The sequence below is a fragment of the Roseivivax sp. CAU 1761 genome, assembly GCF_054482755.1.
Genome location: NZ_JBTLRM010000002.1, coordinates 14,732 through 36,684 on the forward strand (window position 1 = coordinate 14,732; position 21,953 = coordinate 36,684).

A 21,953-nucleotide genomic window follows, 5' to 3' on the forward strand; every position below is an offset into this window, starting at 1 on the left:
TTCAGTCTAGCATGGAATCGGGTTTTCCGCAGGACTCGACCCGCGCAGGCCTTTGAACAGACGGGACGAACCGAAACGCCTTGTCGGCGCAATTTCGATTCGGCGCGCCTGCGAGCGTTGCATCAGACCGCTTCGGGGTGCCTGACCGCCCGCCGGTAGAGGTGCCAGGTCGCGTGGCCGAGGATCGGGAACACGACGATCAGCCCGAGAAACACCGGGATCGTGCCGAGCACCAGGAGCACGGCGACGAGCAACCCCCATTTGGCAACGGTCACCGGGTTCTTCCGGGACACGGCGACGGAGGTGTGGATCGCCATCGGTACCCCGACATGGCGGTCGAGGAGCAGCGGGATCGAGACCACCGTGACGACCAGCGTGACGGCGGCGAAGACGAAGCCGACGCCGCACCCGACGAGGATCAGCGCCCAGCCGGCCCCGGTGGTGAAGACCTCGGCAAAGAAGCCGGTGGCCGAGACCGGGGGCTCCGGCCCGAGGGTCAGCGCGTAGATCGTCCAGGCCGCGAGGATCCAGGCGATGAACAGCAGAAGCAGCCCGAAACCGATTGCCAGGATCGCGCCGATGGCCGGCGAGGTCAGGGCGCCGAATGCCGCGCCCAGACCGGCCGGTTCGCCGCGTTCGCGCCGCCGGCTCATCTCGTAGAGCCCGACCGCCGCCACCGGACCGAGGATCGCAAAGCCCGACATGAGCGGGAAGAGAAGCGGCAGAAGATCGCGCTGCAGCGCCACGGTTGCCAGCACGATGCCGATGATCGGATACATGATGATCACGAAGATCACGTCGGTTCGCAGGGCGAAGAAATCCTCGCGCCCCTTCCGAAGGGCGATCCAGATATCTGCGTCGGTCAGGGTCGCCGCTTCCGGATGCGCGAGGTGATCACCAGCGATCTCGTGCAACCCCCGTCCGACGCCCTGCGACATCGACCGCAGCGACTCAATCGCCCACGATCCCGGATTTCCGATGGTTTTGACAGGCTTGGCCATTTGCGAACTTCCTCGAAGTCGTTCACCGGGGCGCCAATATCCATGCAACACCGGTCGCCAAACCGGCGGTGCATTGTACCACATTCCTGCGCGTGAGACGAGTGGGCGCCTGCAAGTCCGGGGTGTCGGCTTACCGGCAACTTCGCGGAAGAGGTCGCCAAGGATTTGATCCGTTCCCAGCGGTCAGACCCGGCCATGCGCGGTGGCGGTCGCCGCCCAAGAGGTCGAGGGGGACCGCTCTGATCACCGCAGTTCCGTCTGACGTGCTGCAGCATACCCGGGAGGGGTTGCGGAGGTAGGCGTGGTGCGTCCCAGGTGCGGCCTGCGGCGTTTCATGCGTCGGACGCATGCCTGTCTTGCGCCTCAGCGGAGCTTCCCCGCGCCGCGTCGACGATTTGGTACAGGCCATGGGGATGGGCGACATCTCAAAGCGCCGTGTGGAAAGACTGCATGGATATTGATTGGAGCGTCACCGAGTTCCTGACCCGCTTGCACATTGGCGCCCGGGTTCCGTCTGGCTCGACGCCACCTACCTCAGGCAGCGCCAGAGTGGGCGCATCGTCCTGGGCGCCCCGGGGCGCCCTGTCCGCCATCACCGACCACTGCGCATGGGCGACCAATCGGCCTCACTGCCATTCCGACGGCTGGATCTCGGCCGCGCGGATTCGCGAGTAAAGCGTCGTCGGCCGGACGCCCAGAAGCGCCGCCGCGCCGTCCGGGCCGGACACCTTGCCCTCGGTCTCGCGCAGGCAGGCCAGGAGGTTGTCGCGTATCGCCTGCTGCATCTCGGCCTCGGTGCGGATCGGCGCGGCGGCCCCGCGCCCGGCCTGCGCCGCGCTGCCGATCTCGACGATCAGCTTGCCGCCGGTCGAGACGATGGCCGCCCGCTCGATCACGTTGCGCAGCTCGCGCACGTTGCCCGGCCAGTCGTACTCGGCCAGCATCTGCATGGTCCGCGCGGTGATCACCGGCGGCGCGCGGTTGAGCCGCCGGCAGGCCAGATCGAGCAGGTGCACGGCGAGATCGGGGATGTCCTCGGGACGCTCGCGCAGCGGCGCGCAGGCCATCGGAAAGACCCCGAGGAAAAGCCGCAGGTCGTCGCGCAGCACGCCGCGCCGCACCGCGTCCTCGGGCCGGCGCGTCGTGGCCGCGATCAGCCGCAGATCGACCGCCCGGGCCCGCGTATCGCCGAGACGCACCACCGCGTGTTCCTGCAGCGCGTGCAGCAGCCGCCCCTGGGTTTCCGGCGGCAGCTCCTCCACGTCCTCGAGAAACAGCGTGCCGCCATGCGCCAGCTCCAGCGTGCCGGGCCGGTCGCGCAGCGCGCCGGAAAAGGCGCCGCGCATCTGGCCAAAGAGCTCCGCATCGACCGCGTCGGGCGCCACCGAGCGGCATTTGAAATGGATCATCGGCCGGCGGCTGCGCAGGCTTTCCTTGTGGATCGCGGTCGCCACCAGCGCCTTTCCGGTGCCCGCCTCGCCGGTGATCATCACCGGCGCGTCGGTGCCCGCGACGAGGTCGATCTGCTTGCGCAACTGCTGGATCTGCGCCGACCGGCCGAGGATGTCGTGATGCGCGCGCTCGGTGCTGATCGCCTCTTGCAGGTAGGCGTTCTCCTGCTCCAGCCGGTCGCGCAGCTCGGCGACCTCGTCGAGCGCCTCGCGCAACTTGCGTTCGTTTTCCTTCCGCTCGGTGATGTCGCGGAAGATGATCACGGCGCCGGCCAGCACCTTGTGGTCGTAGATCGGGGTGGAGACGTATTCGACACGGATCGGCCGGCCATCCTTGCGCCAGAACACCTCGTCCTCGATGCGGCTGACCTGCTCGAAGCGGAACGAGCGGTAGATCGGACAATCCTGAGCCGGGTAGATCTCGCCGTTCAGATGGTGATGGTGGATCATCGCGTGGACGTCGCGGCCCAGCAGGTCCTCCGAGGTCCAGCCCAGCATCTCCTGCGCGGCGCGGTTGACGAAGGTGGTCTTGCCCTCGGCGTTGATGCCGTAGATGCCCTCGCCCGCGGCGTTCAGGATCAGCTGGTTCTGGCGCTCCAGCTCGGCAAAGAAGGACTGCGCGCGCTTCCATTCGCCAACCCCGGCGCGGTGCAGCTCGGCGGCCTCGGATTGCTGGGTGCGGCGCGCCAGCGCGTCGAGGTCGTGCGCGACGATCAGGAAGTGACCCGGCATCTCGGCCACGGCGCGGCCGCGCAGCTCGCAGCGGAGCGGCCGCCCGGCCGCGGCCGAGAGATCGACGTCGCGCGTCCACGCGGCGCCGCGGTGGTCGATCTCCTCCACGAAGACGATGAAGGCGGGCAGCGCGGCGCGCAGGCGCTGCGAGAAGCGCGGCGCGGCCGCGTCGCGGCCCAGAAGCTCTTCCGCCGGCGGGTTCCAGGCGGCGATGGCGTCGCGGCCGGCATCCAGCACGAAGGCCGGATCGGGCAGCGCGGCAAGCAGCGAATCAAGCGGCAGCGGTTCGGCGGACATGGCGCGAGCCTAGCCCAGAGCCACGCGCAACGGCCAACGAAAAATCGTAAATCACGAAAACTCGTATTGAATCTCGGCGGGTTGTCCGCCGTAAGTGCAAGCAAAATAACAGATTCCCGGGCGGCCCCAGATCCCGGTCAGCCTCTTACCGGCAGTGTTCCGGCACGGTCATACTGGTCCCCGACACGCAACAAGGGGAAGGCCATGACCATCAAGAGCCTCGGTGATCCGTACTCCGAAAAGTCCGAACTGCGCCATGGCGCCGAGTGCGGCTGCAGCTCCTGCGCCGCCGGCACGCCCCATGACGGACCGGCCGGCCGTATGACGTCCGACGAGATGCTGGAACGCGCGGTGGAAAGCGCCGTGGTGCGCTCCGTCTTCAACCACAGCGACGTCAGCCGGCGGTCCTTCATGGGCATGATGGGCGGCGGCACGATGGCCGCGGCGCTGGCCTCGGTCTTGCCGCTCGACAAGGCCAAGGCGGCGATCCTCGACGAGCTCGGCACGCCGGAAAAGACCGACCTCAACATCGGCTTCGTGCCGATCACCTGCGCCACGCCGATCATCATGGCGCAGCCCATGGGCTTCTACCAGAAGCACGGCCTGAATGCGCAGGTGATCAAGACCGCCGGCTGGGCAGTGGCGCGCGACAAGTCGCTGTCGGGCGAATACGACGCCAGCCACATGCTGACCCCGATGCCGCTGGCGATGACGCTGGGCGCCGGTTCCATCGCCGAGCCCTACATCATGCCGGCGGTCGAGAACATCAACGGCCAGGCCATCGTGCTGTCGAACGAACACCTCGACAAGCGCGACCCGAAGCAGTGGAAGGGCTTCACCTTCGGCGTGCCGTTCGAATACTCGATGCACAATTTCCTGCTGCGCTACTACGTGGCGGAGCACGGGCTCGACCCCGACACCGACATCCAGATCCGCGTCGTGCCGCCGCCCGAGATGGTCGCCAACCTGCGCGCCGGCAACCTCGACGGCTATCTCTCGCCGGACCCGTTCAACCAGCGCGCGGTCTGGGAAGAGATCGGCTTCATCCACACGCTGACCAAGGACATCTGGGAAGGCCATCCGTGCTGCGCCTTCGCCGCGCCGCTGAGCTTTGCCACCGAGCTGCCCAACACCTACGGCGCGCTGCTGAAGTCGATCATCGACGCCACGCAATATGCCAGCGACCCGGCCAACCGGAAGGAGATCTCGGAGGCCATCGCGCCGACCAACTACCTCAACCAGCCGGTTCCGGTGATCGAGCAGGTGCTGACCGGCACCTATGCCGACGGTCTGGGCGAGGTGCAGCGGGTGCCCGACCGGATCGATTTCGACCCGTTCCCGTGGCACTCCATGGGGGTCTGGATCCTGACCCAGATGAAGCGCTGGGGCTATATCGAGGGCGACATCGACTACCGCGCGGTGGCCGAGCAGGTCTACCTCGCCGCCGACTGCGCCAAGGTGATGACCGATCTCGGCTACGAGGCGCCCGAGGTCACCTACAAGTCGCACACCATCATGGGCAAGACCTTCGACCCGGCGGCCCCAGCCGACTACGTCGCCTCCTTTGCCATCGGGCGGAGCTGAGGCGATGCTCGGAACCCTTTCGCTCAATCAGCGCGCGGCGATCCTGTCGGTCGTCATGCTCGCCATGGGCCTCCTGATCTGGGAGGCCGCGATCCCGGCCCAGAAGGCGGTCGAGGAGCTGACCGAATACGAACGCCTGACCGGCGGCGGCGCGCCCAAGGCGGGCATCCCGCCGCCCTCCGACGTGATCGCCAAGGCCTGGGAGCAGTTCTCGAACCCGTTCTACGACGCGGGGCCCAACGACAAGGGCATCGGCATCCAGATCGGCTATTCGCTGTTCCGGGTGCTGGTGGGCTACGCGCTGGCGGCGGCGATCGCCATTCCGCTCGGCTTCCTGATCGGCATGTCGCCGGTGGCCTACCGCGCGCTCAACCCGTTCATCCAGGTGCTGCGGCCGATCTCGCCGCTGGCCTGGATGCCGCTGGCGCTCTTCGTGATCCAGGACAGCGAGATGTCGGCGATCTTCGTGATCTTCATCTGCTCGATCTGGCCGATGCTGCTGAACACCGCCTTCGGCGTCGCCGGGGTCCGGCAGGACTGGGTCAACGTCGCCCGCACGCATGAGCTGGGCGCGCTGCGCACCGCCTTCACGGTGATCCTGCCGGCCGCCGCGCCGACCATCGTCACCGGCATGCGGATCTCCATCGGCATCGCCTGGCTGGTGATCGTCGCGGCCGAGATGCTCGTCGGCGGCACCGGCATCGGCTACTACGTGTGGAACGAGTGGAACAACCTCGACCTCACCTCCGTCATCTTCTCCATCCTCATGATCGGCGTCGTCGGCATGGCACTGGACGCGGCCTTCGGCCGGCTCCAGCGCGCCGTCGCCTTCGCCGAATAAGGGAGGTTCGCCATGAAACCGTTCCTGTCCGTCGAAAACCTGAGCCAGCGCTTTCCCGACGGCGCCGGCGGCACGCTCACCGTGTTCGAGGAGGCCGGCTTCGGCATCGAGAAGGGCGAGTTCGTCGTCATCCTCGGCCATTCGGGCTGCGGCAAGTCCACCATCATGAACATCCTCGCCGGGCTGGCGGAGCCGACCTCCGGCGTCGTCAAGATGGACGGCTTCGAGGTCTCGGGGCCGAGCCTCGACCGCGGCGTGGTGTTCCAGAACTACTCGCTGCTGCCCTGGCTCTCGGCGCTCGCCAACGTGACCTTCGGGGTGCGCGCGCGCTACCGCGACTGGTCCAAGGCCCGCGTCGTCGAGGAGGCGAAGAAGTACCTCGCCATGGTCGGGCTCGAGGGCGACGTGGTGCACCGCAAGCCCAGCCAGCTCTCGGGCGGCATGCGCCAGCGGGTCTCGATCGCCCGGGCCTTCGCCAACCACCCGAAGCTCCTGCTGCTGGACGAGCCCTTCGGCGCGCTCGACGCGCTGACCCGCGGCACCATCCAGGACGAGCTGCTGAAGATCTGGGCCGGCACCGAGCAGACCGTGTTCATGATCACCCACGACATCGACGAGGCGATCCTTTTGGCTGACCGCATCCTGCTGATGACCAACGGGCCCTTCGCCCGGGTGGCGGAATCGGTCGAGATCACCATCCCCCGGCCGCGCACCCGCACCGGCATCGTCGAGCACCCGAACTACTACGCCATCCGCAACCACCTCGTGCACTTCCTTGGCGAACGCTCCCGCACCCTCGCCGGGCGCCAGGAGGGCGGGCCGCAGCGCCCCGAGATTGTGCGGATCGACAAGACGGAGACCCCGTCGCCGGCCGAACCCGCGGAGGAACCGCGGCTGCGCGCCGTCAACACCTGATCTCAAGAGGAGAGAGAGCCATGAAGGACGGTTTCGTGACCGAGAGCATGACCAAGGAAGACGTCACCGCGATGATCCTGTCGGCCAAGAAGCAGGCCGGCCTGACCTGGGAGCAGATCGCCGAGAAGATCGACATGTCGCCGGTCTGGACGCATTCGGCCTGCATGGGCATGAACGCCATGCCCAAGGACAAGGCCGCCGCGCTGACCCGCGCTATGGGCCTGCCGCAGGAGGCGCAGGCGGTGCTCGAGGAGAGCCCGACCAAGATCTGGGAACAGGCGGTGCCGACCGATCCCTGCATCTACCGCCTCTACGAGATCGTCGGCGTCTACGGCCCGACGATCAAGGCGCTGATCCAGGAGAAGTTCGGCGACGGCATCATGTCGGCGATCGACTTCGACATGCGGATCACCCGGGTCGAGAACCCCAAGGGCGACCGCGTGAAGATCGAGATGTCGGGCAAGTATCTCGGCTACAATTCCTGGTAAGCCGTTCGGCCCGGGCGGGGTGGGTCTGCCCCGCCCGGGCCAATGGCGCCTCCCCCGATCCTGCACACGAGGTGTTCCGCCATGACCCGCCCTCCGGTTCCGCCATTCTCCCGTGAGGATGCGGTCAAAAAGGTCCGCATGGCCGAGAACGCCTGGAACACCCGCGACCCGGCCAAGGTCGCGCAAGCCTACACGCCCGACACGCGCTGGCGGAACCGCTCGGAATTCCTGACCGGCCGGGCCGAGGTTCAGGCCTTCCTGACCCGCAAGTGGGAGCGGGAACTGGACTACCGGCTGATCAAGGAGATCTGGGCGCATGGCGCCGAGCGGATCGCCGTGCGGTTCTGCTACGAATACCGAGACGGTGCCGGCCAATGGTATCGCGCCCACGGCAACGAGAACTGGGAGTTCAACGCCGAAGGCTACATGGCGGCGCGCCATGCCTCGATCAACGACGTGGCCATCGCCGTCGAGGCGCGGCTCTTCCACTGGGCGCCCGGCCCGCGCCCCGACGACCATCCCGGGCTGACCGAGCTCAAGCTGTAGAACAGCCGGCGCTTGCGCCGCCCAGCCGCGCATCTCCAAGGTTGGGGAGCAGTGAAATCAACCTGCGAACCCTCCCAATTTCCGGAGGAAATTTGGGTCTCGGACCGTTTGCTCTATCGCGCCGCCCGACTCCTGCGACGGGCTTTTTTCTGGTTCCAGAATTCGATTGCACTGCCGAGTGCTTCGTTCAGGCTCTCTGAAACGGGGTCCGTGGCGTCGTGGTGCCAGAAGACGTCGTGCGGGTTGTCGACAGCGCGCAAGTATTCGCTGGAGTTCGTCACGAGCATGCTTGTTACGACGAGCATGGTTTCTCGCGTTCGCTCGCCCTCGGACAGCTCCGTCAAGGCCCGTCCCTTATTCGTAAATCGGAAGACGCCCCCGGCCCCATTCTGCGGTGGTTCGGTCTGCGCGATCAGGCCACCGGCACGTGCCATTGTCGCGTCGATCACCGTCAGACGACGAAAATAATGGGCTCTCAAGGCCAGCGTTGTGTGCGGATCGAATAGAAGTCGTTCGTCTACTTCGATCATCTCTGTCGCTCCGGCCGGGCTGCTCATGGCAATACTCCTATTTTGGGAGTGACCGACTATCAGGGGTACGGCGCGTCGTCCAGAGGGCGATGCATGGCCGGCACAGCACATTCCGCAGAATACAGAGCGATGATACGCGCGCTTGTGGCAGCTCGCCGGTCATCAGGTCTCTCGCAGGCTGCTCTCGCAGATCGGCTCGGTCGCGCGCCTTCCTACGTGGCGAAAATCGAACTCGCGGAGCGCCGTCTCGACGTGATCGAGCTTCTGGTGATCCTGCGGGCACTCGGAGCCGACCCCGTCGCGTTTATTGCGGCGATGCTTCCGCACATCCCGGAAACGATACCGCGGTAAGACAGGTCGCGTCCAATCCGTCGCTAACACACGCCGAGCTAATCGCCAGGAATGTCCGAGGAACGCCTGCACCGTCCAGGCAGCGGCAGGCCCGATTGGGCACCCCGACGCGGTTCTGCGATCCGTCCGCGTCCTGGCAACGGGCGCGGCCCAGAACACCCACCGGCGGCTGCGGCGATAGCTGTCCCGGCCCCGCGAGGTCGCCGCGCTGGTGGACTTCGAGCCGAACCAGTTCTGCGAGCGGCAAAGACAACACGCCCCGGAAATGCCCCGCCTGAAGATCCCGGCCGAAGTCTCTCACGCGAAGATGGAGGAGGAAATCGGCCGACGCCCCTACCCTCGACGGAGATGAGCATCGCGCTTTAGGTCGCACGCACAGCCCACCGATGCCGCGGGAGAAGGCAACGTGACGATCAGCTCAGGCGGCTTGCCGCTGTTGGTCGAAGCACTGGCGTTCGATGGCGTCTGACCATCGCACCAATTCGGGGAGACCCTTCGCAATCCCCGCGACAGGAGTCGGCATCGGCCAGCGCAGCATGGGCGCCGCTTGCCCGAAGCAGGAGAAATCCGCCAATCCGGGTGCCTCGCCACAGATGAACGGCCGCTCGCGCAGGAGCCCTGCCAGTCCCTCGAATTCCTGACGGCCCATCTCGATCACCTCGTCGGGCGCATGACGGGCCACGCCGCGGGCGTAGAGTTGCTTGGCGAACTGGCGCTTCAGGAGCGGAAAAACGACCGCCAGCATGGCTTTCGGCATGTCCTGCGCGAACGTCTCGCGCAGGAAGGCCTGGCCCTCCGGCAGCATGAAGAGCTCGTATTCCAGGATCTGGTGAACCCGCTCTTCAAAGGCGCTCTTGAAGGCCTGCGCGATCCCTCGGTCGGCCGCGGACAGGCGTGCCTCGGCGTCCTCGATGTTCAGACGCGCCTTCAGGTGGCGAATGATGCGATCGCTGTCGGCGACCACGTCCCCGTCGATCTCGGCCCAGGGGCTCTTCCCTTTCGGTCCCTTGCCCGGGTTGTTCTGCACTTCCGAGCGATATGGCACGCGGTGATGGCTCAGCCAGGCCAACAGTTTCAGCGCGAAGGGCCCGCAGCTGGGCAGATCCCAGGCCGGCGCGAAGTGGAAGACGGTGATCTCGGGAGACGTGGCAGTCATGTCGCGGTCCTCCTCGGGTATGCCGCTTTACTTACCATTGGTAGGCAGGCTACGCTGGGAGGATGAAGCCGGTCAAGGAAAACAAGCGCCACATGGAGGCTGCCGCGCCCCGCTCCGCCAGCGTCGGGGGCCGCGCGCCGCGGGATCGCTTCCTCGCCTCGGCCCGTGAGATCCTTGCGCAGAAAGGGTTGAAGGGGCTGACCTTCGATGCCGTGGCAAACAGGCTCGGCGTCAGCAAACAGGCCGTGATCCACTGGTATCCGACCAAGTCGCACCTGCTTGCGGCGCTGGTGCTTCCCGACCTCAAATCGGAAGCCGACACGGTGATCGAGGCGTGTCGGAACTCCGCCGAAGCGCCTCCGCTCCGCGCCCCGCTGGAGGCTCTGATCGCGCACCACCTGTCCGACCTCGAACGGTTCCGCATGCTCTACTTCGCCCCCCAGGCCAGCGTCGGGATCGACTTCAAGACCGATCCTGCCGTTGCAGCCGAGATCCACCGCATCACCGGCGAAATGTATGCCTCGCTGGCCGCATGCGTCGGGGACGAGGGAGACGCGGCCCGGCGGACGGCGGTTTCCGTGCATGCCTCCGCCATCGGCATCCTGACCATGGTGTCGCTGGGCCAAAGCATCGGCGACCCCCTGAAACACGGCGGCACGGAATTGGTTGAGAGCCTCATAGATCTGATCTCGACGTCCGACGGCGCGTAACGGTGCGCCGGGAGACCGGCCTCTGCGGATAAGGCGCGTCACCTTCAGGTTCCGCATGAAGACATCAAAGCAAGGTTATGACATTGTGTCGGAAATCCACATCTCGCTGCTGCCATACGATCCGCGAGCGACATCACCGGACCTTCGCCGGGACGGCGGGCGCTCCGGCGCGGCGCTCCCGAAACGGTCTTGCGAGATCGCCTTCAGACCGGCATGCCCTCATTCGGCCTTTGGCGCCGCCGCCGACCCGGCCAGCAAGCCGCCGTCGATGGTGAGTTCGGACCCGGTCATGTAGGCCGCCTCGTCCGAGGCCAGCAGCACCGCCACCGCCGCGACCTCTTCGGGATCGCCGAAGCGGCGCAGCGGCGTGTCGGCGACGAAGGCCGCCATGCGCGCCGCGCGGTCCGGGCCCGCGCCCAGCATCGGCTCCCACATCGGGGTCAGGATGGCGCCCGGATGGATCGAGTTGCAGCGGATGGCCAGCCCCTGCTCGGCACAGTAGAGCGCGACCGACTTGGTGTGGTTGCGCACCGCGGCCTTGGAGGAGGCATAGGCCGCCGCGGCCGGGATGCCGACGAGGCCGGAGCGCGAGGAGATGTTGATGATCGACCCCGCGCCCCGGGGCCGCATCGCGCGGATCGCGTAGCGGCAGCCGAGGAAGGTGCCGTCCAGATTGACCGCGTGTACCGCGCGCCAGTCCCCGAGGCTGGCATGCTCCGGATCGTGCGGGCGCAAGGCCTCCTCGAAACCGGTGATGCCCGCGTTGTTCACCACCACGTCGCATTCGGGCCAGACCTCTGCCAGTGCCGTCCAGTCGCGCTCCGCGGCAACGTCGAGGCGCAGCGCCTGCCCGCCGATCTCGCGGGCAATATCGGCGGCGCTGCCCTCGTCCTTGTCGGTCACGACGACGGTGGCGCCCTCGCGCGCGAAGGCCCGTGCGATCGCGGCGCCGATGCCGCGCCCCGCGCCGGTGACGATGCAGGTTTTTCGGTGCAATCGCGGCATGGCCGTCCTTTCGCTCCCCGTCCCGGTTACGGCGCCGACGCATCGCACCTGGCGCTGTATCGGCGGGCCCATCCCGCGGCACGCATCTCCGGGATGGTATCCAGGCCGGTTCGCCAAGTGTGAATTTTCTCGGTGTGACGGGCACGGCTCGGGGCCATCGAGGTCTCTCGCAGTGGCTGCAACGTTCGGTCCGCGCCGTCGCAGGTCCCGCCCAGGTCACGCGCAATAATGCATCCGCGCAAGGTGCTCAGGTGCCGACGCAAAACCCGACAACCGAGGAATTTCGATGGGATGCCGGGTTTGCGTCGCCGAGCAGCGCCACGGCAACGGCAGGGGCCGCGCCGCGCCGGTCATGCGATGTGTCAGACCACGACGACATTGCCGCGTTTGTGGCCCGCCTCGACATGGGCATGCGCCGCGACGAGGTCGGCCAGCGGATAGATTCGGTCCATGACCGGCGCGAGGCGGTCATGTTCGATCTCGGTCAGGATCTCGGACAGCATGGCGCGCAGGCGCTGCGGCCTCTCCAGTCCGGTGGCCGCGAAGAGAGCGCGTTTGCCGCCCGCGAGGCGGGAGAGCAGGATCGCGGGCAGGCGTCCCAGCGTCAGCACCGGGCAGAGATAGCGCCCGCTCTCGGCCAAAGCGGGCCCGGCGGCCGAGAAGGACGCAATGCCCGGCGTGTCGAAGATCACGTCGTAGCCGGCCCCGGGCCGCAGGGCGTCCTCGGTGGCGTAGTCGATCACCCGGGCGGCGCCGAGCGCGGCGACGAGATCGGCGTTGCGCGCGCTGCTGGTGGCGGTCACCTCTGCGCCCATCGCCGCGGCGATCTGCACCGCGGCGCTGCCAAGGCTGCCGGCCCCGCCGAGGATCAGCACGCGGTCGCCGGCTTGCACGCGGCCGAGATTGCGCAGGTAATGCCAGGACGTCAGCACGCCGTCGCACAGGACCGCCGCGTCCTGATGCGACAGGCTCTCCGGCTTGGGCATCAGCACGCCGTGCTCGTCGAGGCAGATATGGCTCGCATTGGCGCCGAACCGCATCCCGGCCTCGCCGAAGACCGCGTCGCCCGGCGCAAACCGGGTGCCGGCCGCACCGACCGCCACCACCTCGCCCGACAGACCGGTGCCGGACAGCGCATGGCGCGGACCCCGCAATCCGAGGAAAGGCCGCGCGAACCGCGGCTCCCCCCTGCGCATCATCGTGTCGGCCCGCGTGACGGCCGAGGCATGGATGCGGATCATCACCTCGCTGGGGCCGGGCTGCGGCATCGGCAGGGTGACCGGGGTCAGGGTATCGGGGCGGCCATAGCGCGGGATGTGCCAGGCGGTCCGGGTCGCGGTCATGAGGATCCTCCGTAGTGTCTGGGATGTGCGCTCCGTTTTAGAGGTTTCTTTCTGCTCCGAAGAGTGGCCATGATGGGCCGCAGTGGTTCACAAACGATCCGGGTGGACATGGACTGGAAATCGCTCCCGGCCTTTCTGGCCGTTGCGCGGCACGGCTCGCTTCGGGCGGCGGCCGAGCAGTTGGGCGGCACGCATGCCACCCTGCGCCGCCAGGTCGAGGCGCTCGAAGCGCAGCTCGGCACCCAGCTGTTCCGGCGGGGTCCGGACGGTCTGTCGCTGACCGCCGCCGGGCGCAGGCTGCTGCCGCAGGCGCTCGAGGCCGAGGCGGCATTGCTCAAGGGCTTCAACGCGGTGCAGGGGCTCGACCGCGAGGCCTCGGGCCGCATCCGCCTGTCGGCCGACCCGATGACGTCGCATTATCTGCTGGCCCCGGTTCTGGCCGAGTTCGCCGCCCTGTATCCCGAGATCGAGATCGAACTGCGCCTGTCCTATGCGCTCGACTCGATTGCCCGGAACGAGACCGATGTCTCGATCCGCCATGCCGCCGCCATCGAGGACGACGCGGTGGGACGCAAGCTGTTTCCGCTCTCGATCGGGGTCGTGGCCTCGCGCGACTACGTCGACCGCGCCCTGCCGACCGCCGGCCGCAGGGGCCGGGGGCTCAGCTGGATCGGCTACGGCGACGTGCCCGAGCTCAACGCCATGATCGCGGATTCGGCCTTTCCCGAGGCGCGGGTGCGCCACAGCGTGCCCGACCCGGAAATGCACCTGCACCTCGTCCGCGCGGGCGCCGGGATGACGTTCCTCGCCGGCTGGGTCACCGCGGTCTTCCCGGACCTGCAGCGCGTCCCCGGCACCGTGCTCGACCAGCGCCGCGCGACCTGGGTGCTCCTGCACGGCGAGCTGCGCCGGGTCCGCCGCGTCCGGCTCTTCGTCGACTACCTTTGCGACGCCCTGCTGGACCGCCGCGCGGCGTTCCTGGGGTTTTGACACGCCGCCCCCGGGTGGGGCCGGGGCGCTCGGTCCGGCCGATACCGGCCCCGAGCCGAGCCTGGGAGACAACCGGACACGCTGCGGCGCGGCTTGCCGAACCTGTCCCTTGCGGTAGGTTTGGAGCGCCGGCGCCCACAGTTCGAGACCGAACGGACGCGATGAAACGCCAATGCGGACCGGGGATAGCATGCGGGAGCGCTGGGAGCAGGTCCCACGACGCACCGTTCCGATTGACCGGGCGGAACGGCCCCGCCTTATGCCGCGCACGAAGAAGGTGACCCGATGCTTCGTCGCGGCTTCTTGACGTCTCTGCCCTGCATGGTCGCTTTTCCGGCTTGGGGGCAGGAGCAGCAGGCGGATGCCTGGCGGCATTGGAAATCCGCATATCTGCAGAGCGACGGCCGTGTGGTCGACGTCGAGAATGGCGGGATCAGCCATTCCGAGGGGCAGGCCTATGGTCTCTTGCTGGCGCAGGCGATGGGAGATCGGGCGACCTTTGACCGGATCGAATCCTGGACCCGAACCACGCTCGCGCTGCGCCCGGACGGGTTGCTGGCCTGGAAATGGCAGGACGACGGCAGCGTGGACATGAGGAATGCGACCGACGGGGATCTCCTGCGCGCCTGGTCCCTGTTGCGTGCCAGCCGAGATTCGGGATGGCGCGAACATGACGGCAAGGCAGCGCAGACATGCCGCGCGCTCGTCGCAACCTGCCTCGCCCCCGATCCGCGCGCGCCCCGTGAATGGTTGCTCAAACCCGCCACCCACACGCAAGCAGACCGAACCGCCGTCATCGTGAATCCCTCGTATTACATGCTCAGAGCGCTCATCGAATTGGGCGACGCCACCGGCGAGATCGAGCTCCTGCGCACAGCGGCCCACGGGGAGCACCTGCTGGCCGATCCGCACGCCCTGCGGGACTGGATCGTCGTAACACCCGGGGGCATCCGATCCGCGCCGAACCTGTCCAACAATTTCGGATGGGATGCTCTGCGCCTTCCCCTCTACCTGTTCTGGTCCGGGCGCGCGCGCCATCCCGCGCTGCAAGGGGCCAGCGACCGGTTCGCCGCCGCGACCCTCGAGGGACATGTCGCGACGGTCACCGACCCGTCGGGGAAACCGCGCGCAGAGAGCGACGCGGCGGGCTTTCGCGCGGTGGCGGACCTGGCCGCACGTCGCCGCCCGGCCCGGCCAGACCCGCCACAGGGGTATTATGCTGATACTATTGCACTTTTAGCGCAGATCGCCTGGCGGGAAGGCATATAATCGCCATCTTCTGGTTGTAGGAGCGCGGGACGGCGGATACCTGCCGGACGCCTGTGCACCGAACCAACATACATCCCTGACTTTGGAACCCCTGCATGAAGTTGCTACGCCTGATCCTCAGCATCCTTCTGATCGCAGTTGCGCTATGGGTGATCATCGCCGAGCAGATGACCGGGGCGAGCGCCAATGCATTCGTCAACGCACCCGTTGTCACCATTCGCGCCAATACCGCAGGTGATCTCAGCCTACCCGACACCCCCTTCGGCGCGCGGGTGCAAAAGGGAGACACCATCGCCTCTGTCGACGATCCGCTGGTGGATACCGTCCGGTTGAACGATCTGCGGATGGAACAGGGTTTCATCGAGGCGGAGATTGCCCGCATCGAGGCTGATCTGGAAAGCACCCGCGCCCTGCAGGACAGCCTGCTGGAGCGCGCCGCGACCTTTCGTGCCGCGCGGCTGAAGGAGCTGCGCGCCCGCCTCGAGCACGTCCGCTCACGGCTCGCCATGCTGGAGGGCGGGCAGATGCCCGAGACCACCGATCAGGAGATGGTGTCGCTTGTCGGCGAACTGCCCGGTCGCATTCCCATGGAGCCCGGGCTGGCGCCGCTTGTCCTCGATCACGCGCGCGAACGTGTCGAACTGACGGAAATCGCGCTCGAAACGGCAGAGGAAGGCGTTTTTCTCGGGGACGGCTACAACGATTCACCCAATGCAGAACAGCGTGCCACGGAACTGGAGACCACCATCTCCCAGCTTTCAAGCCGGCTTTCGGAAACCCGAAGCCGACTGGACACGGTCACCATGCGAATCCAGCGGGAAAACCTGCGCGTCAACGCCTCCGCGGGTGGAGATATCACTTCTCCGGTCAATGGTATCTACTGGGAGATCCTGCAATCCGACGGCATCAACGTACAGCGGGGGGATCCGATCCTCAGGCTGGTGAACTGCGATGCGACCTTCGTCTCGCTCTCCGTCACCGAGCGGGTATTCAATTCGCTCCGTATCGGCGAGACGGTCTCGTTCCGTTTGACCGGCGGAGACAGAGTCTTTCAGGGCACTGTCGCCCGTCTGGCCGGGTTCGGGGCCGCGACGATTTACCAGAACCTCGCCGTTGCACCCCCGGACAAGCACCTCGAACGTTTTGACGTCGCCCTTTTGGTGCCGGGGCTGACCGCTGACAGCGAACGCGGCTGCTCCATCGGGCGCACCGGTCGCGTCTTCTTCGACGAACGCCCGCTCAATTGGTTGCGAGACATGCTGAACTGATGCTGCCCTTTCCGCATCTCGGCGAACTGGGCTCTGCCGCCATGCATCTGCTTCTGGTGATCGGGGTCGGGTCGCTCATGCCGCTGGTCATCGACCCGCTGCGGCGCTGGCATCGCACCCTGCTGCTCGGCGTCGCCGGCATTCTTGCCCTGCGCTATGCGTGGTGGCGTGCGACCGAAACGCTCGCGCCCTTCGAGTTCGATCTCGACATGTTCGGAAGCTGGCTGCTCTTCGGGCTTGAAGCCTTTTCGATCCTAGGCTCGTTGAGCGCCTTCCTGATCCTGTCGCGCTACAAGCTGCGCAACAAGGAAGCCGATCTCCATGCCGGCTGGTGGGGCACGCAGGAGCCGCGGGTGGCGATCCTGATTGCCACCTATAACGAGGATAAGGACATCCTCGAGCGGACCATCGTCGGGGCGAAATTCCTGCGGCATCAGAACAAGGAGATCATCGTTTGCGACGACAGCCGGCGGGATTGGCTGCGCGACTTCTGCGCCGAACTGGACGTGCGCTACCTGCGGCGTCCGACAAACGAAGGGCAGAAAGCCGGCAACATCAATCACGCGCTGGACCGCCTGGCCGAGGACGCTGTCCCCCCTGACTTCGTCGCCGTACTCGACGCGGATTTCGTGCCGCATCGGGGCTTCCTGTCGCGCTCGCTGGCCCTTTTCCACGACCCCGAGGTCGGGCTCGTCCAGACGCCGCAGCACTTTTTCAATCAGGACCCGATCCAGCACAATTTCAATCTCGGGCGGTCCTACCCCGACGAACAGCGGTTTTTCTTCGACCACATGCAGCCCTCGCGCGACGGGTGGGGCATCGCGTTTTGCTGCGGCACATCATCCGTTTGCCGCTGGACGGCCCTGCGCGAGATCGGCGGCTTCAATACCGAGTCCGTGACCGAGGATTTCTTGCTCACCCTCTCGTTGCAGAACGCGGGCTGGCGCACGGTCTATCTTTCCGAGCCGCTGTCGGAGGGTCTCGCCCCGGAGGGGCTGAAGGAATACGTCACGCAGCGGGCGCGCTGGTGCCTCGGGCTGATGCAGATCGCCCGCTCTTCGCTCGGGCCGTTCTCGGCCAACAACCTGCGTCTTCGCGACCGCTGGAGCGTGCTGGATTCTTTGTTTTTCTGGATCACCACCTTTCCCTTCCGCATCGCCGCCATCATCTTTCCGCTGCTCTACTGGTTCTTCGACATCATCGTCGTCAACGCGCGGCTGCCGGATGTCATCACCTATTTTGGCGTCTACTATTTCTGGATCCTGCTGACGCTGAATTACCTGACCCGCGGCATGGTCGTCCCAATCCTGAACGACGTCAGTCAGCTGCTGGGGGCGATCCCGATCAGCCGCGCGGCCTTCACCGGGCTGTTTAAACCGCAGGGTCACCCTTTTTCGGTTACGGCGAAAGGGGGAGACCGTTCCAAGGTCGTCGTACAATGGCGTCTGATGATGCCGTTTCTCATCGGCTTCGTGCTGACGCTGGCAGGCCTCCTGCTGGGCATCTTCTTCGACCAGTTCGCCACGTTCACCGCCGGGGACGGAAAGTGGGTCATTCTGTTCTGGAGCCTTTACAACCTCGTGGTGCTGGCGGTGACCTGTCTGGCCTGTATCGAGCGGCCGCGCCGGGAGCTCCACGTCAGCGACAGGCCGGAACGCGCCGTGTTCTCCTCCGACGGGCGTCAGCATGAGTTGTGGATCACCTCGCTTACCATGGATACGGTCCGCATCCGCGGCCTGAACATCCCGGTTCAATCCCGTGGGCATCTGGTGATCGACGGCATCCCCGGGCGGATCGAGACATATGCGATCGCCGCGGTGGCGGACGGGCTGCGGCTTCAGCTTTTGCCGACGGACGCGCAGCGCGAAGCGCTTTTCGTGAAGTTCTATGCCGACGGCCCTGAACCGGGCGTGACCGAGGTCAAGCTCAGAAATCTGGCGAGGGATATCTTCCGCGGAATCGCCCCCCGGCGGGACTGAGGCACTCTCAGTAGGTGTTGATCGAAATCCCGGCGAAGATTTCCTGCGCTTCGAAACGGTAGCCCATTCGAAAGCGTGTCGGTCCCTCCCGGAAACGGTAATTCACCGCGATGGATTTTTCGGAATAGGTGTCGCTGCCGCCGGCGGTGAAATCGACCGACAGCTTCTTGCCATCGCCGACCTGGACCAGGGCGAACCAATCGCTTGCGATGGTGTTGTACTGACCGGACAGAAAGACAAACCCGAACTCCATCGGCTGATAGCGCTCGATGATGATCTTTCCGCCGATTTCCGGAGGGTTCATATCCTCGCCGATGCCAAGGCTCGGGCCCAACTTGACGGTGGCGACCTCATCAATGACGAAATCGCGCGTCGCATGGAAACCTGCGCTCCAGCCGCCTTCGTAGGTGGAATGGTTGGCGCCGAAACTCATGCTGCCGCGCGTCGCTGCCAGCACCGCGTCCGAGGCATTTGCTGAAAGGTCCAACTGGAAAAACGTGCCATCTGCCCAGACCGCACCGGGGGCGAGGGCGCAGAGAGAGCCGGACAGCAGCAGCACGGAGAGAGATTTGCGGCCGGCTGGGCTGCCCTTGTCGAACGCTGTCGCCCGCGGCCCAGGTTTGGATGTGGCGCTCAAGATTGCCGCCTTGTTCGAGTGTATCGGCGCGCCGGATACGGCTCGTCGGAATTCGCCTTGCCGTCCTTGAGCGGGGTAATGTCGGCGCTTCCGCCCAACAGGCGCAACGGAGGCACGCCATCCGCCATCTTTTTCTGGTGCGGCGCCAGGCTGCTTTGGATGCGCGTCAAGGCCTGCGACAGCATGACGGCCTCGCGCGAGATGCGGCTTTCCACCGGATATTCAAGTTCACCGTCCGCCATGCTCATCGCGGTATGGGCCAGATCCTCGATCGGCCTGAGGACAATGACGGTCACGAGCAAGGTGACGAACAGCACGAACGATGCGGCTATGGAAACGGCAATGACCGAGCTTTGCAGCAATTGCGGCAGCACATTGATCAGGTTTCCCGTATCCAGCACGGCAAAGACGCGCCAGCCGAAATCAGGCAACTCGTCGCTGACGAAGTTGGGGGAGAAAGCGTAGAGTCCGTCTGCCTGGTCGAGGATTTGGAACGTACCGGCCAGAGCGCGCCCGAGACTGGCCTGCGCCACGGCGGCCGCAGGTATGGCGCGCGCCGTGTCGCGGGTGTCGACAAGGGTTTCCCCCTCGCGGTTCTGGACGACGACATCGATATTCAGCCGTTCGCGCGCCCGTGCCAGGAAGTTCTGCACCCAGGCCATGCGCAGGCTGTAGACCAGCACCCCGGTGACCTCGCCGGTTTCCCCATCCAGAACAGGGGTCGAGAGGTTGAGCAGAGATTGCTTCTCGCCAGTCTCGTCCGGTCCGAGCGAGTTGCTGGTGAAGACATTGCCCACATTTGGCTGTCGCAGTCCCTCGCGGAACCAGCGGCGTTCGCTGACGTCGCTTCCTTCGCGTAGACGATTCGAGCCGGAAACGATGCGACCTTCCAGATCAGCGACACCCGACCAGGCGACCTGCCCCCCGGTCTGCGCCACGGCATCCATGAAGTCATTGATCTCGCTCAGCTCCGCATCGCTGATATTGCGGGCCACGGCGTGGAGACTGTCCCATTCCCGCTTCAGCGCGGTGTTGAAGCTGAGGCCGATCGCATCGGCGCCGCGCAGAACGATGTCGTGGCGCAGTTCCTGCTGCGCCAGATTGCTGCGCTGATTGACGATGTAGGCGACGAACAATGCGGCGCACAGAACGGAGACGACAACGGCTGAGGCGATCCAGGCGAATGCGCGGGGCAAGGGTTTTGTCGTTGATTGACGCATTCTGCGTAACCTCTCTTATGTTCGTCTCCCTAGCCGAGCCCGGATCCGGCCTCAATGCGATTTCTTCGCATGCGGCGGATCTCCCGAAGACCCCCCTGAACTGCAGCCAGAACATGGCGATTTGTGGGCCGACGGCTCAAACTTTTGTGAATTTGCAGCGGGATAGCGGTTGACAGCGATTCTTTGCCGATGCGGCATAGTCCGGAGGTCAGGCGCACCGAACGTCTCCGGTCGGCCGCTGCAGACATGCCTCACGCTCCGCCGTGAGACAGGCGACCTCGTGGCGCAAGACCAGGATCTCGGCCTCCTCCCGGCTGTCCCGCCCGCGGCCGGGGAATGCTCCAAGCGGGGCGTTTCCCACCCCGCGCATCGGCGCTGCACATTCTCGGAGAGCGCCAGATGCCGGCGCCGCGCTCCGTCACCAGCCTCCCGGTCTCATGCGCGTCGTCCGGGGTCCCCGATTTGGGCGCGATCGTCGTGCCCGCGGGACCGTCAGCAGCCCGGTCCCCGATGGCGCGCTCCGCCGCTTCGTGAAGCAGGTCAGCGAGGCCGTTCCGGTGACGCGTCGCTGGCATCCCTGCCCGCTCCGACATCCTTCATATGTCGCGGCGGCGTTGCGCACTGCGGAAAACAGCCGGGCTTGAAAGTCCGACATGCGGACCACATTGTCGGAGGAAGCGAGGACGGCCTCGCCCGGCCAGACGGTCAGCACGCGGGACGGCCCGATGAACAATCGGAGTCCCGCCATGCGCAGCACAGCAGACCGTATCCGCCAGGCCGTCAGTTTCGAACTCATCGGCATTCTGATCGTCACGCCGCTCTTCGCCTGGGCGTTCGCTCACCCCGCGGGCGAAATGGGCGTCCTGGTGGTGCTCGGCGCCACGGCCGCGACGGTCTGGAACTACCTCTTCAATCTGGGGTTCGATCACCTGTTGCACTGGCGCCGCGGCGATGTTCGCAAGACGCTGCCCCTCCGGATCGCGCATGCCGTGCTGTTCGAGGCGACGCTCCTGGTCCTCCTCCTGCCACTCTTTGCATGGTGGCTCGACGTGTCGCTGATAAGCGCGCTGATCATGGAGATCTCCTTCGCGGGCTTCTACCTGGTCTATGCCTTCGTGTTCACCTGGGCCTACGACACCGTCTTTCCGCCACAGCGCGCTCGGCCGGCATCCGCATGACGGTCCCCGAGAGCGGCGGGTGCACCGAGCTGTGCCCCGCCGCTCTGCACGGCCGCTTTTCGAATTTTGGCCGGGGGGAAATGCGTCTCCATCAATCGATTTCAGTTTAAATCAAATCAAGCCCTTCCAATGTGCCGAAGGGAGGCCCGTTGCGAAGGATCGCAAAACGTCAAATTCGGATTCTCGCTAGCGAAGCGCTGCATTCATGCCGCGGTGGCAGGGGCCAAAGCGGTGATCGATCACAGCTTTCCGATGCGGTTGTTCCAGGGCTGGCATTTCCACCTGGAAACCTCGTATTTCGGATTCTGCGCCACCCATTGTGCCAGCATCGCCTGGCCACCCATCATGCAGGTCATCACGGAGACATCCTCGAAAATCAGGGCGTTCTCCGTGCATTTGTTCGGCTCTGCCGACAGGCAGGCAACAAAGAGAAGCTCAATCATTTTCAATCTCCCGAATATG

General features: G+C 66.0%; 21 protein-coding genes. 12 read left to right on the plus strand and 9 right to left on the minus strand.

All coding sequences use genetic code 11. The features are described 5' to 3' along the window. Window positions 1-122: 122 nt before the first annotated feature. On the minus strand, window positions 123-938 hold the full coding sequence (locus ACXYMW_RS01780) for a DUF2189 domain-containing protein (protein ID WP_459033571.1): 816 nt from the start codon (window positions 936-938) through the stop codon (window positions 123-125). A gap of 689 nt (window positions 939-1,627) precedes the next feature. Next, on the minus strand, window positions 1,628-3,481 hold the full coding sequence (locus ACXYMW_RS01785; RefSeq protein ID WP_459033572.1) for a sigma 54-interacting transcriptional regulator: 1,854 nt from the start codon (window positions 3,479-3,481) through the stop codon (window positions 1,628-1,630). A gap of 204 nt (window positions 3,482-3,685) precedes the next feature. On the opposite strand from ACXYMW_RS01785, the gene ACXYMW_RS01790 reads away from it, so the two are divergent. The 5 genes from ACXYMW_RS01790 to ACXYMW_RS01810 all read left to right on the plus strand — a co-directional run bounded on the left by ACXYMW_RS01790 (window position 3,686) and on the right by ACXYMW_RS01810 (window position 7,855). Further along, window positions 3,686-5,065: a CmpA/NrtA family ABC transporter substrate-binding protein gene (locus ACXYMW_RS01790; RefSeq protein WP_459033573.1), complete on the plus strand. Its 1,380-nt coding sequence runs from the start codon at window positions 3,686-3,688 to the stop codon at window positions 5,063-5,065. Between the two features lie 4 nt (window positions 5,066-5,069). Beyond that, a complete protein-coding gene (gene ntrB / locus ACXYMW_RS01795; RefSeq protein WP_459033574.1) occupies window positions 5,070-5,906 on the plus strand; it encodes a nitrate ABC transporter permease in 837 nt (278 codons plus the stop codon). 12 nt (window positions 5,907-5,918) lie between these two features. Further along, entirely contained in the window at window positions 5,919-6,821 is a 903-nt protein-coding gene (locus tag ACXYMW_RS01800; RefSeq protein ID WP_459033575.1) for an ABC transporter ATP-binding protein, read from the plus strand. Window positions 6,822-6,841: 20 nt separating this feature from the next. Next, on the plus strand, window positions 6,842-7,309 hold the full coding sequence (gene cynS, locus ACXYMW_RS01805; protein ID WP_459033576.1) for a cyanase: 468 nt from the start codon (window positions 6,842-6,844) through the stop codon (window positions 7,307-7,309). Window positions 7,310-7,390: 81 nt separating this feature from the next. Next, the gene (locus ACXYMW_RS01810; protein ID WP_459033577.1) at window positions 7,391-7,855 is read left to right on the plus strand and encodes a nuclear transport factor 2 family protein; all 465 of its coding nucleotides are present in this window, start codon (window positions 7,391-7,393) and stop codon (window positions 7,853-7,855) included. A gap of 113 nt (window positions 7,856-7,968) precedes the next feature. On the opposite strand, the gene ACXYMW_RS01815 is transcribed toward ACXYMW_RS01810, so the two are convergent. Next, entirely contained in the window at window positions 7,969-8,412 is a 444-nt protein-coding gene (locus ACXYMW_RS01815) for a hypothetical protein (RefSeq protein ID WP_459033578.1), read from the minus strand. Between the two features lie 21 nt (window positions 8,413-8,433). Between ACXYMW_RS01815 and ACXYMW_RS01820 the strand changes: the two genes are divergently transcribed. Then, window positions 8,434-8,736 carry a helix-turn-helix domain-containing protein gene (locus ACXYMW_RS01820; RefSeq protein WP_459033579.1) on the plus strand — a complete coding sequence of 101 codons (303 nt, stop codon included), beginning with the start codon at window positions 8,434-8,436 and terminating at the stop codon, window positions 8,734-8,736. Between the two features lie 418 nt (window positions 8,737-9,154). Here the strand turns inward: ACXYMW_RS01820 and ACXYMW_RS01825 are convergent, their stop codons facing one another. Continuing rightward, the gene (locus ACXYMW_RS01825) at window positions 9,155-9,892 is read right to left on the minus strand and encodes a glutathione S-transferase family protein (protein WP_459033580.1); all 738 of its coding nucleotides are present in this window, start codon (window positions 9,890-9,892) and stop codon (window positions 9,155-9,157) included. 62 nt (window positions 9,893-9,954) lie between these two features. Between ACXYMW_RS01825 and ACXYMW_RS01830 the strand changes: the two genes are divergently transcribed. Then, window positions 9,955-10,602 carry a TetR/AcrR family transcriptional regulator gene (locus ACXYMW_RS01830; RefSeq protein WP_459033581.1) on the plus strand — a complete coding sequence of 216 codons (648 nt, stop codon included), beginning with the start codon at window positions 9,955-9,957 and terminating at the stop codon, window positions 10,600-10,602. A gap of 219 nt (window positions 10,603-10,821) precedes the next feature. Here ACXYMW_RS01830 and ACXYMW_RS01835 read toward each other — a convergent pair whose 3' ends face one another. Next, window positions 10,822-11,607, minus strand: a complete 786-nt coding sequence (locus ACXYMW_RS01835; RefSeq protein WP_459033582.1) for an SDR family oxidoreductase — start codon at window positions 11,605-11,607, stop codon at window positions 10,822-10,824. A gap of 362 nt (window positions 11,608-11,969) precedes the next feature. Further along, entirely contained in the window at window positions 11,970-12,950 is a 981-nt protein-coding gene (locus tag ACXYMW_RS01840; RefSeq protein WP_459033583.1) for an NAD(P)-dependent alcohol dehydrogenase, read from the minus strand. Window positions 12,951-13,058: 108 nt separating this feature from the next. Between ACXYMW_RS01840 and ACXYMW_RS01845 the strand changes: the two genes are divergently transcribed. From ACXYMW_RS01845 to ACXYMW_RS01860, 4 genes are all read left to right on the plus strand, one after another. After that, window positions 13,059-13,940 (plus strand): LysR family transcriptional regulator, encoded by an 882-nt coding sequence (locus ACXYMW_RS01845; protein WP_459033584.1) that lies wholly within the window; start codon window positions 13,059-13,061, stop codon window positions 13,938-13,940. Between the two features lie 321 nt (window positions 13,941-14,261). Continuing rightward, window positions 14,262-15,209 carry a glycosyl hydrolase family 8 gene (locus ACXYMW_RS01850; RefSeq protein WP_459033585.1) on the plus strand — a complete coding sequence of 316 codons (948 nt, stop codon included), beginning with the start codon at window positions 14,262-14,264 and terminating at the stop codon, window positions 15,207-15,209. Between the two features lie 95 nt (window positions 15,210-15,304). Beyond that, window positions 15,305-16,477, plus strand: a complete 1,173-nt coding sequence (locus ACXYMW_RS01855) for an HlyD family secretion protein (protein WP_459033586.1) — start codon at window positions 15,305-15,307, stop codon at window positions 16,475-16,477. Beyond that, entirely contained in the window at window positions 16,477-18,456 is a 1,980-nt protein-coding gene (locus ACXYMW_RS01860) for a glycosyltransferase family 2 protein (protein ID WP_459033587.1), read from the plus strand. The genes ACXYMW_RS01855 and ACXYMW_RS01860 overlap by 1 nt, the downstream gene beginning before the upstream one ends. 7 nt (window positions 18,457-18,463) lie before the next feature. Here ACXYMW_RS01860 and ACXYMW_RS01865 read toward each other — a convergent pair whose 3' ends face one another. Then, on the minus strand, window positions 18,464-19,093 hold the full coding sequence (locus ACXYMW_RS01865; protein ID WP_459033588.1) for a hypothetical protein: 630 nt from the start codon (window positions 19,091-19,093) through the stop codon (window positions 18,464-18,466). Beyond that, window positions 19,090-20,313, minus strand: a complete 1,224-nt coding sequence (locus ACXYMW_RS01870) for a cache domain-containing protein (protein WP_459033589.1) — start codon at window positions 20,311-20,313, stop codon at window positions 19,090-19,092. Before ACXYMW_RS01870 ends, ACXYMW_RS01865 begins: the two co-directional genes overlap by 4 nt. Before the next feature lie 746 nt (window positions 20,314-21,059). On the opposite strand from ACXYMW_RS01870, the gene ACXYMW_RS01875 reads away from it, so the two are divergent. Beyond that, complete coding sequence (locus tag ACXYMW_RS01875) at window positions 21,060-21,491, plus strand: PACE efflux transporter (RefSeq protein ID WP_459033800.1); 432 nt, start codon at window positions 21,060-21,062, stop codon at window positions 21,489-21,491. Between the two features lie 239 nt (window positions 21,492-21,730). Here the strand turns inward: ACXYMW_RS01875 and ACXYMW_RS01880 are convergent, their stop codons facing one another. Further along, entirely contained in the window at window positions 21,731-21,934 is a 204-nt protein-coding gene (locus ACXYMW_RS01880) for a hypothetical protein (protein WP_459033590.1), read from the minus strand. Window positions 21,935-21,953 lie beyond the last annotated feature (19 nt).

Bases quoted from the DNA above. Each gene is read 5' to 3' on its own strand.
- ACXYMW_RS01780 (WP_459033571.1), bottom strand. From the start codon at position 938: ATGTCGCAGGGCGTCGGACGGGGGTTGCACGAGATCGCTGGTGATCAC.
- ACXYMW_RS01785 (WP_459033572.1), bottom strand. From the start codon at position 3,481: ATGTCCGCCGAACCGCTGCCGCTTGATTCGCTGCTTGCCGCGCTGCCC.
- ACXYMW_RS01790 (WP_459033573.1), top strand. From the start codon at position 3,686: ATGACCATCAAGAGCCTCGGTGATCCGTACTCCGAAAAGTCCGAACTG.
- ntrB (WP_459033574.1), top strand. From the start codon at position 5,070: ATGCTCGGAACCCTTTCGCTCAATCAGCGCGCGGCGATCCTGTCGGTC.
- ACXYMW_RS01800 (WP_459033575.1), top strand. From the start codon at position 5,919: ATGAAACCGTTCCTGTCCGTCGAAAACCTGAGCCAGCGCTTTCCCGAC.
- cynS (WP_459033576.1), top strand. From the start codon at position 6,842: ATGAAGGACGGTTTCGTGACCGAGAGCATGACCAAGGAAGACGTCACC.
- ACXYMW_RS01810 (WP_459033577.1), top strand. From the start codon at position 7,391: ATGACCCGCCCTCCGGTTCCGCCATTCTCCCGTGAGGATGCGGTCAAA.
- ACXYMW_RS01815 (WP_459033578.1), bottom strand. From the start codon at position 8,412: ATGAGCAGCCCGGCCGGAGCGACAGAGATGATCGAAGTAGACGAACGA.
- ACXYMW_RS01825 (WP_459033580.1), bottom strand. From the start codon at position 9,892: ATGACTGCCACGTCTCCCGAGATCACCGTCTTCCACTTCGCGCCGGCC.
- ACXYMW_RS01830 (WP_459033581.1), top strand. From the start codon at position 9,955: ATGAAGCCGGTCAAGGAAAACAAGCGCCACATGGAGGCTGCCGCGCCC.
- ACXYMW_RS01835 (WP_459033582.1), bottom strand. From the start codon at position 11,607: ATGCCGCGATTGCACCGAAAAACCTGCATCGTCACCGGCGCGGGGCGC.
- ACXYMW_RS01840 (WP_459033583.1), bottom strand. From the start codon at position 12,950: ATGACCGCGACCCGGACCGCCTGGCACATCCCGCGCTATGGCCGCCCC.
- ACXYMW_RS01845 (WP_459033584.1), top strand. From the start codon at position 13,059: ATGGACTGGAAATCGCTCCCGGCCTTTCTGGCCGTTGCGCGGCACGGC.
- ACXYMW_RS01850 (WP_459033585.1), top strand. From the start codon at position 14,262: ATGGTCGCTTTTCCGGCTTGGGGGCAGGAGCAGCAGGCGGATGCCTGG.
- ACXYMW_RS01855 (WP_459033586.1), top strand. From the start codon at position 15,305: ATGAAGTTGCTACGCCTGATCCTCAGCATCCTTCTGATCGCAGTTGCG.
- ACXYMW_RS01860 (WP_459033587.1), top strand. From the start codon at position 16,477: ATGCTGCCCTTTCCGCATCTCGGCGAACTGGGCTCTGCCGCCATGCAT.
- ACXYMW_RS01870 (WP_459033589.1), bottom strand. From the start codon at position 20,313: ATGCGTCAATCAACGACAAAACCCTTGCCCCGCGCATTCGCCTGGATC.
- ACXYMW_RS01875 (WP_459033800.1), top strand. From the start codon at position 21,060: ATGCGCAGCACAGCAGACCGTATCCGCCAGGCCGTCAGTTTCGAACTC.
- ACXYMW_RS01880 (WP_459033590.1), bottom strand. From the start codon at position 21,934: ATGATTGAGCTTCTCTTTGTTGCCTGCCTGTCGGCAGAGCCGAACAAA.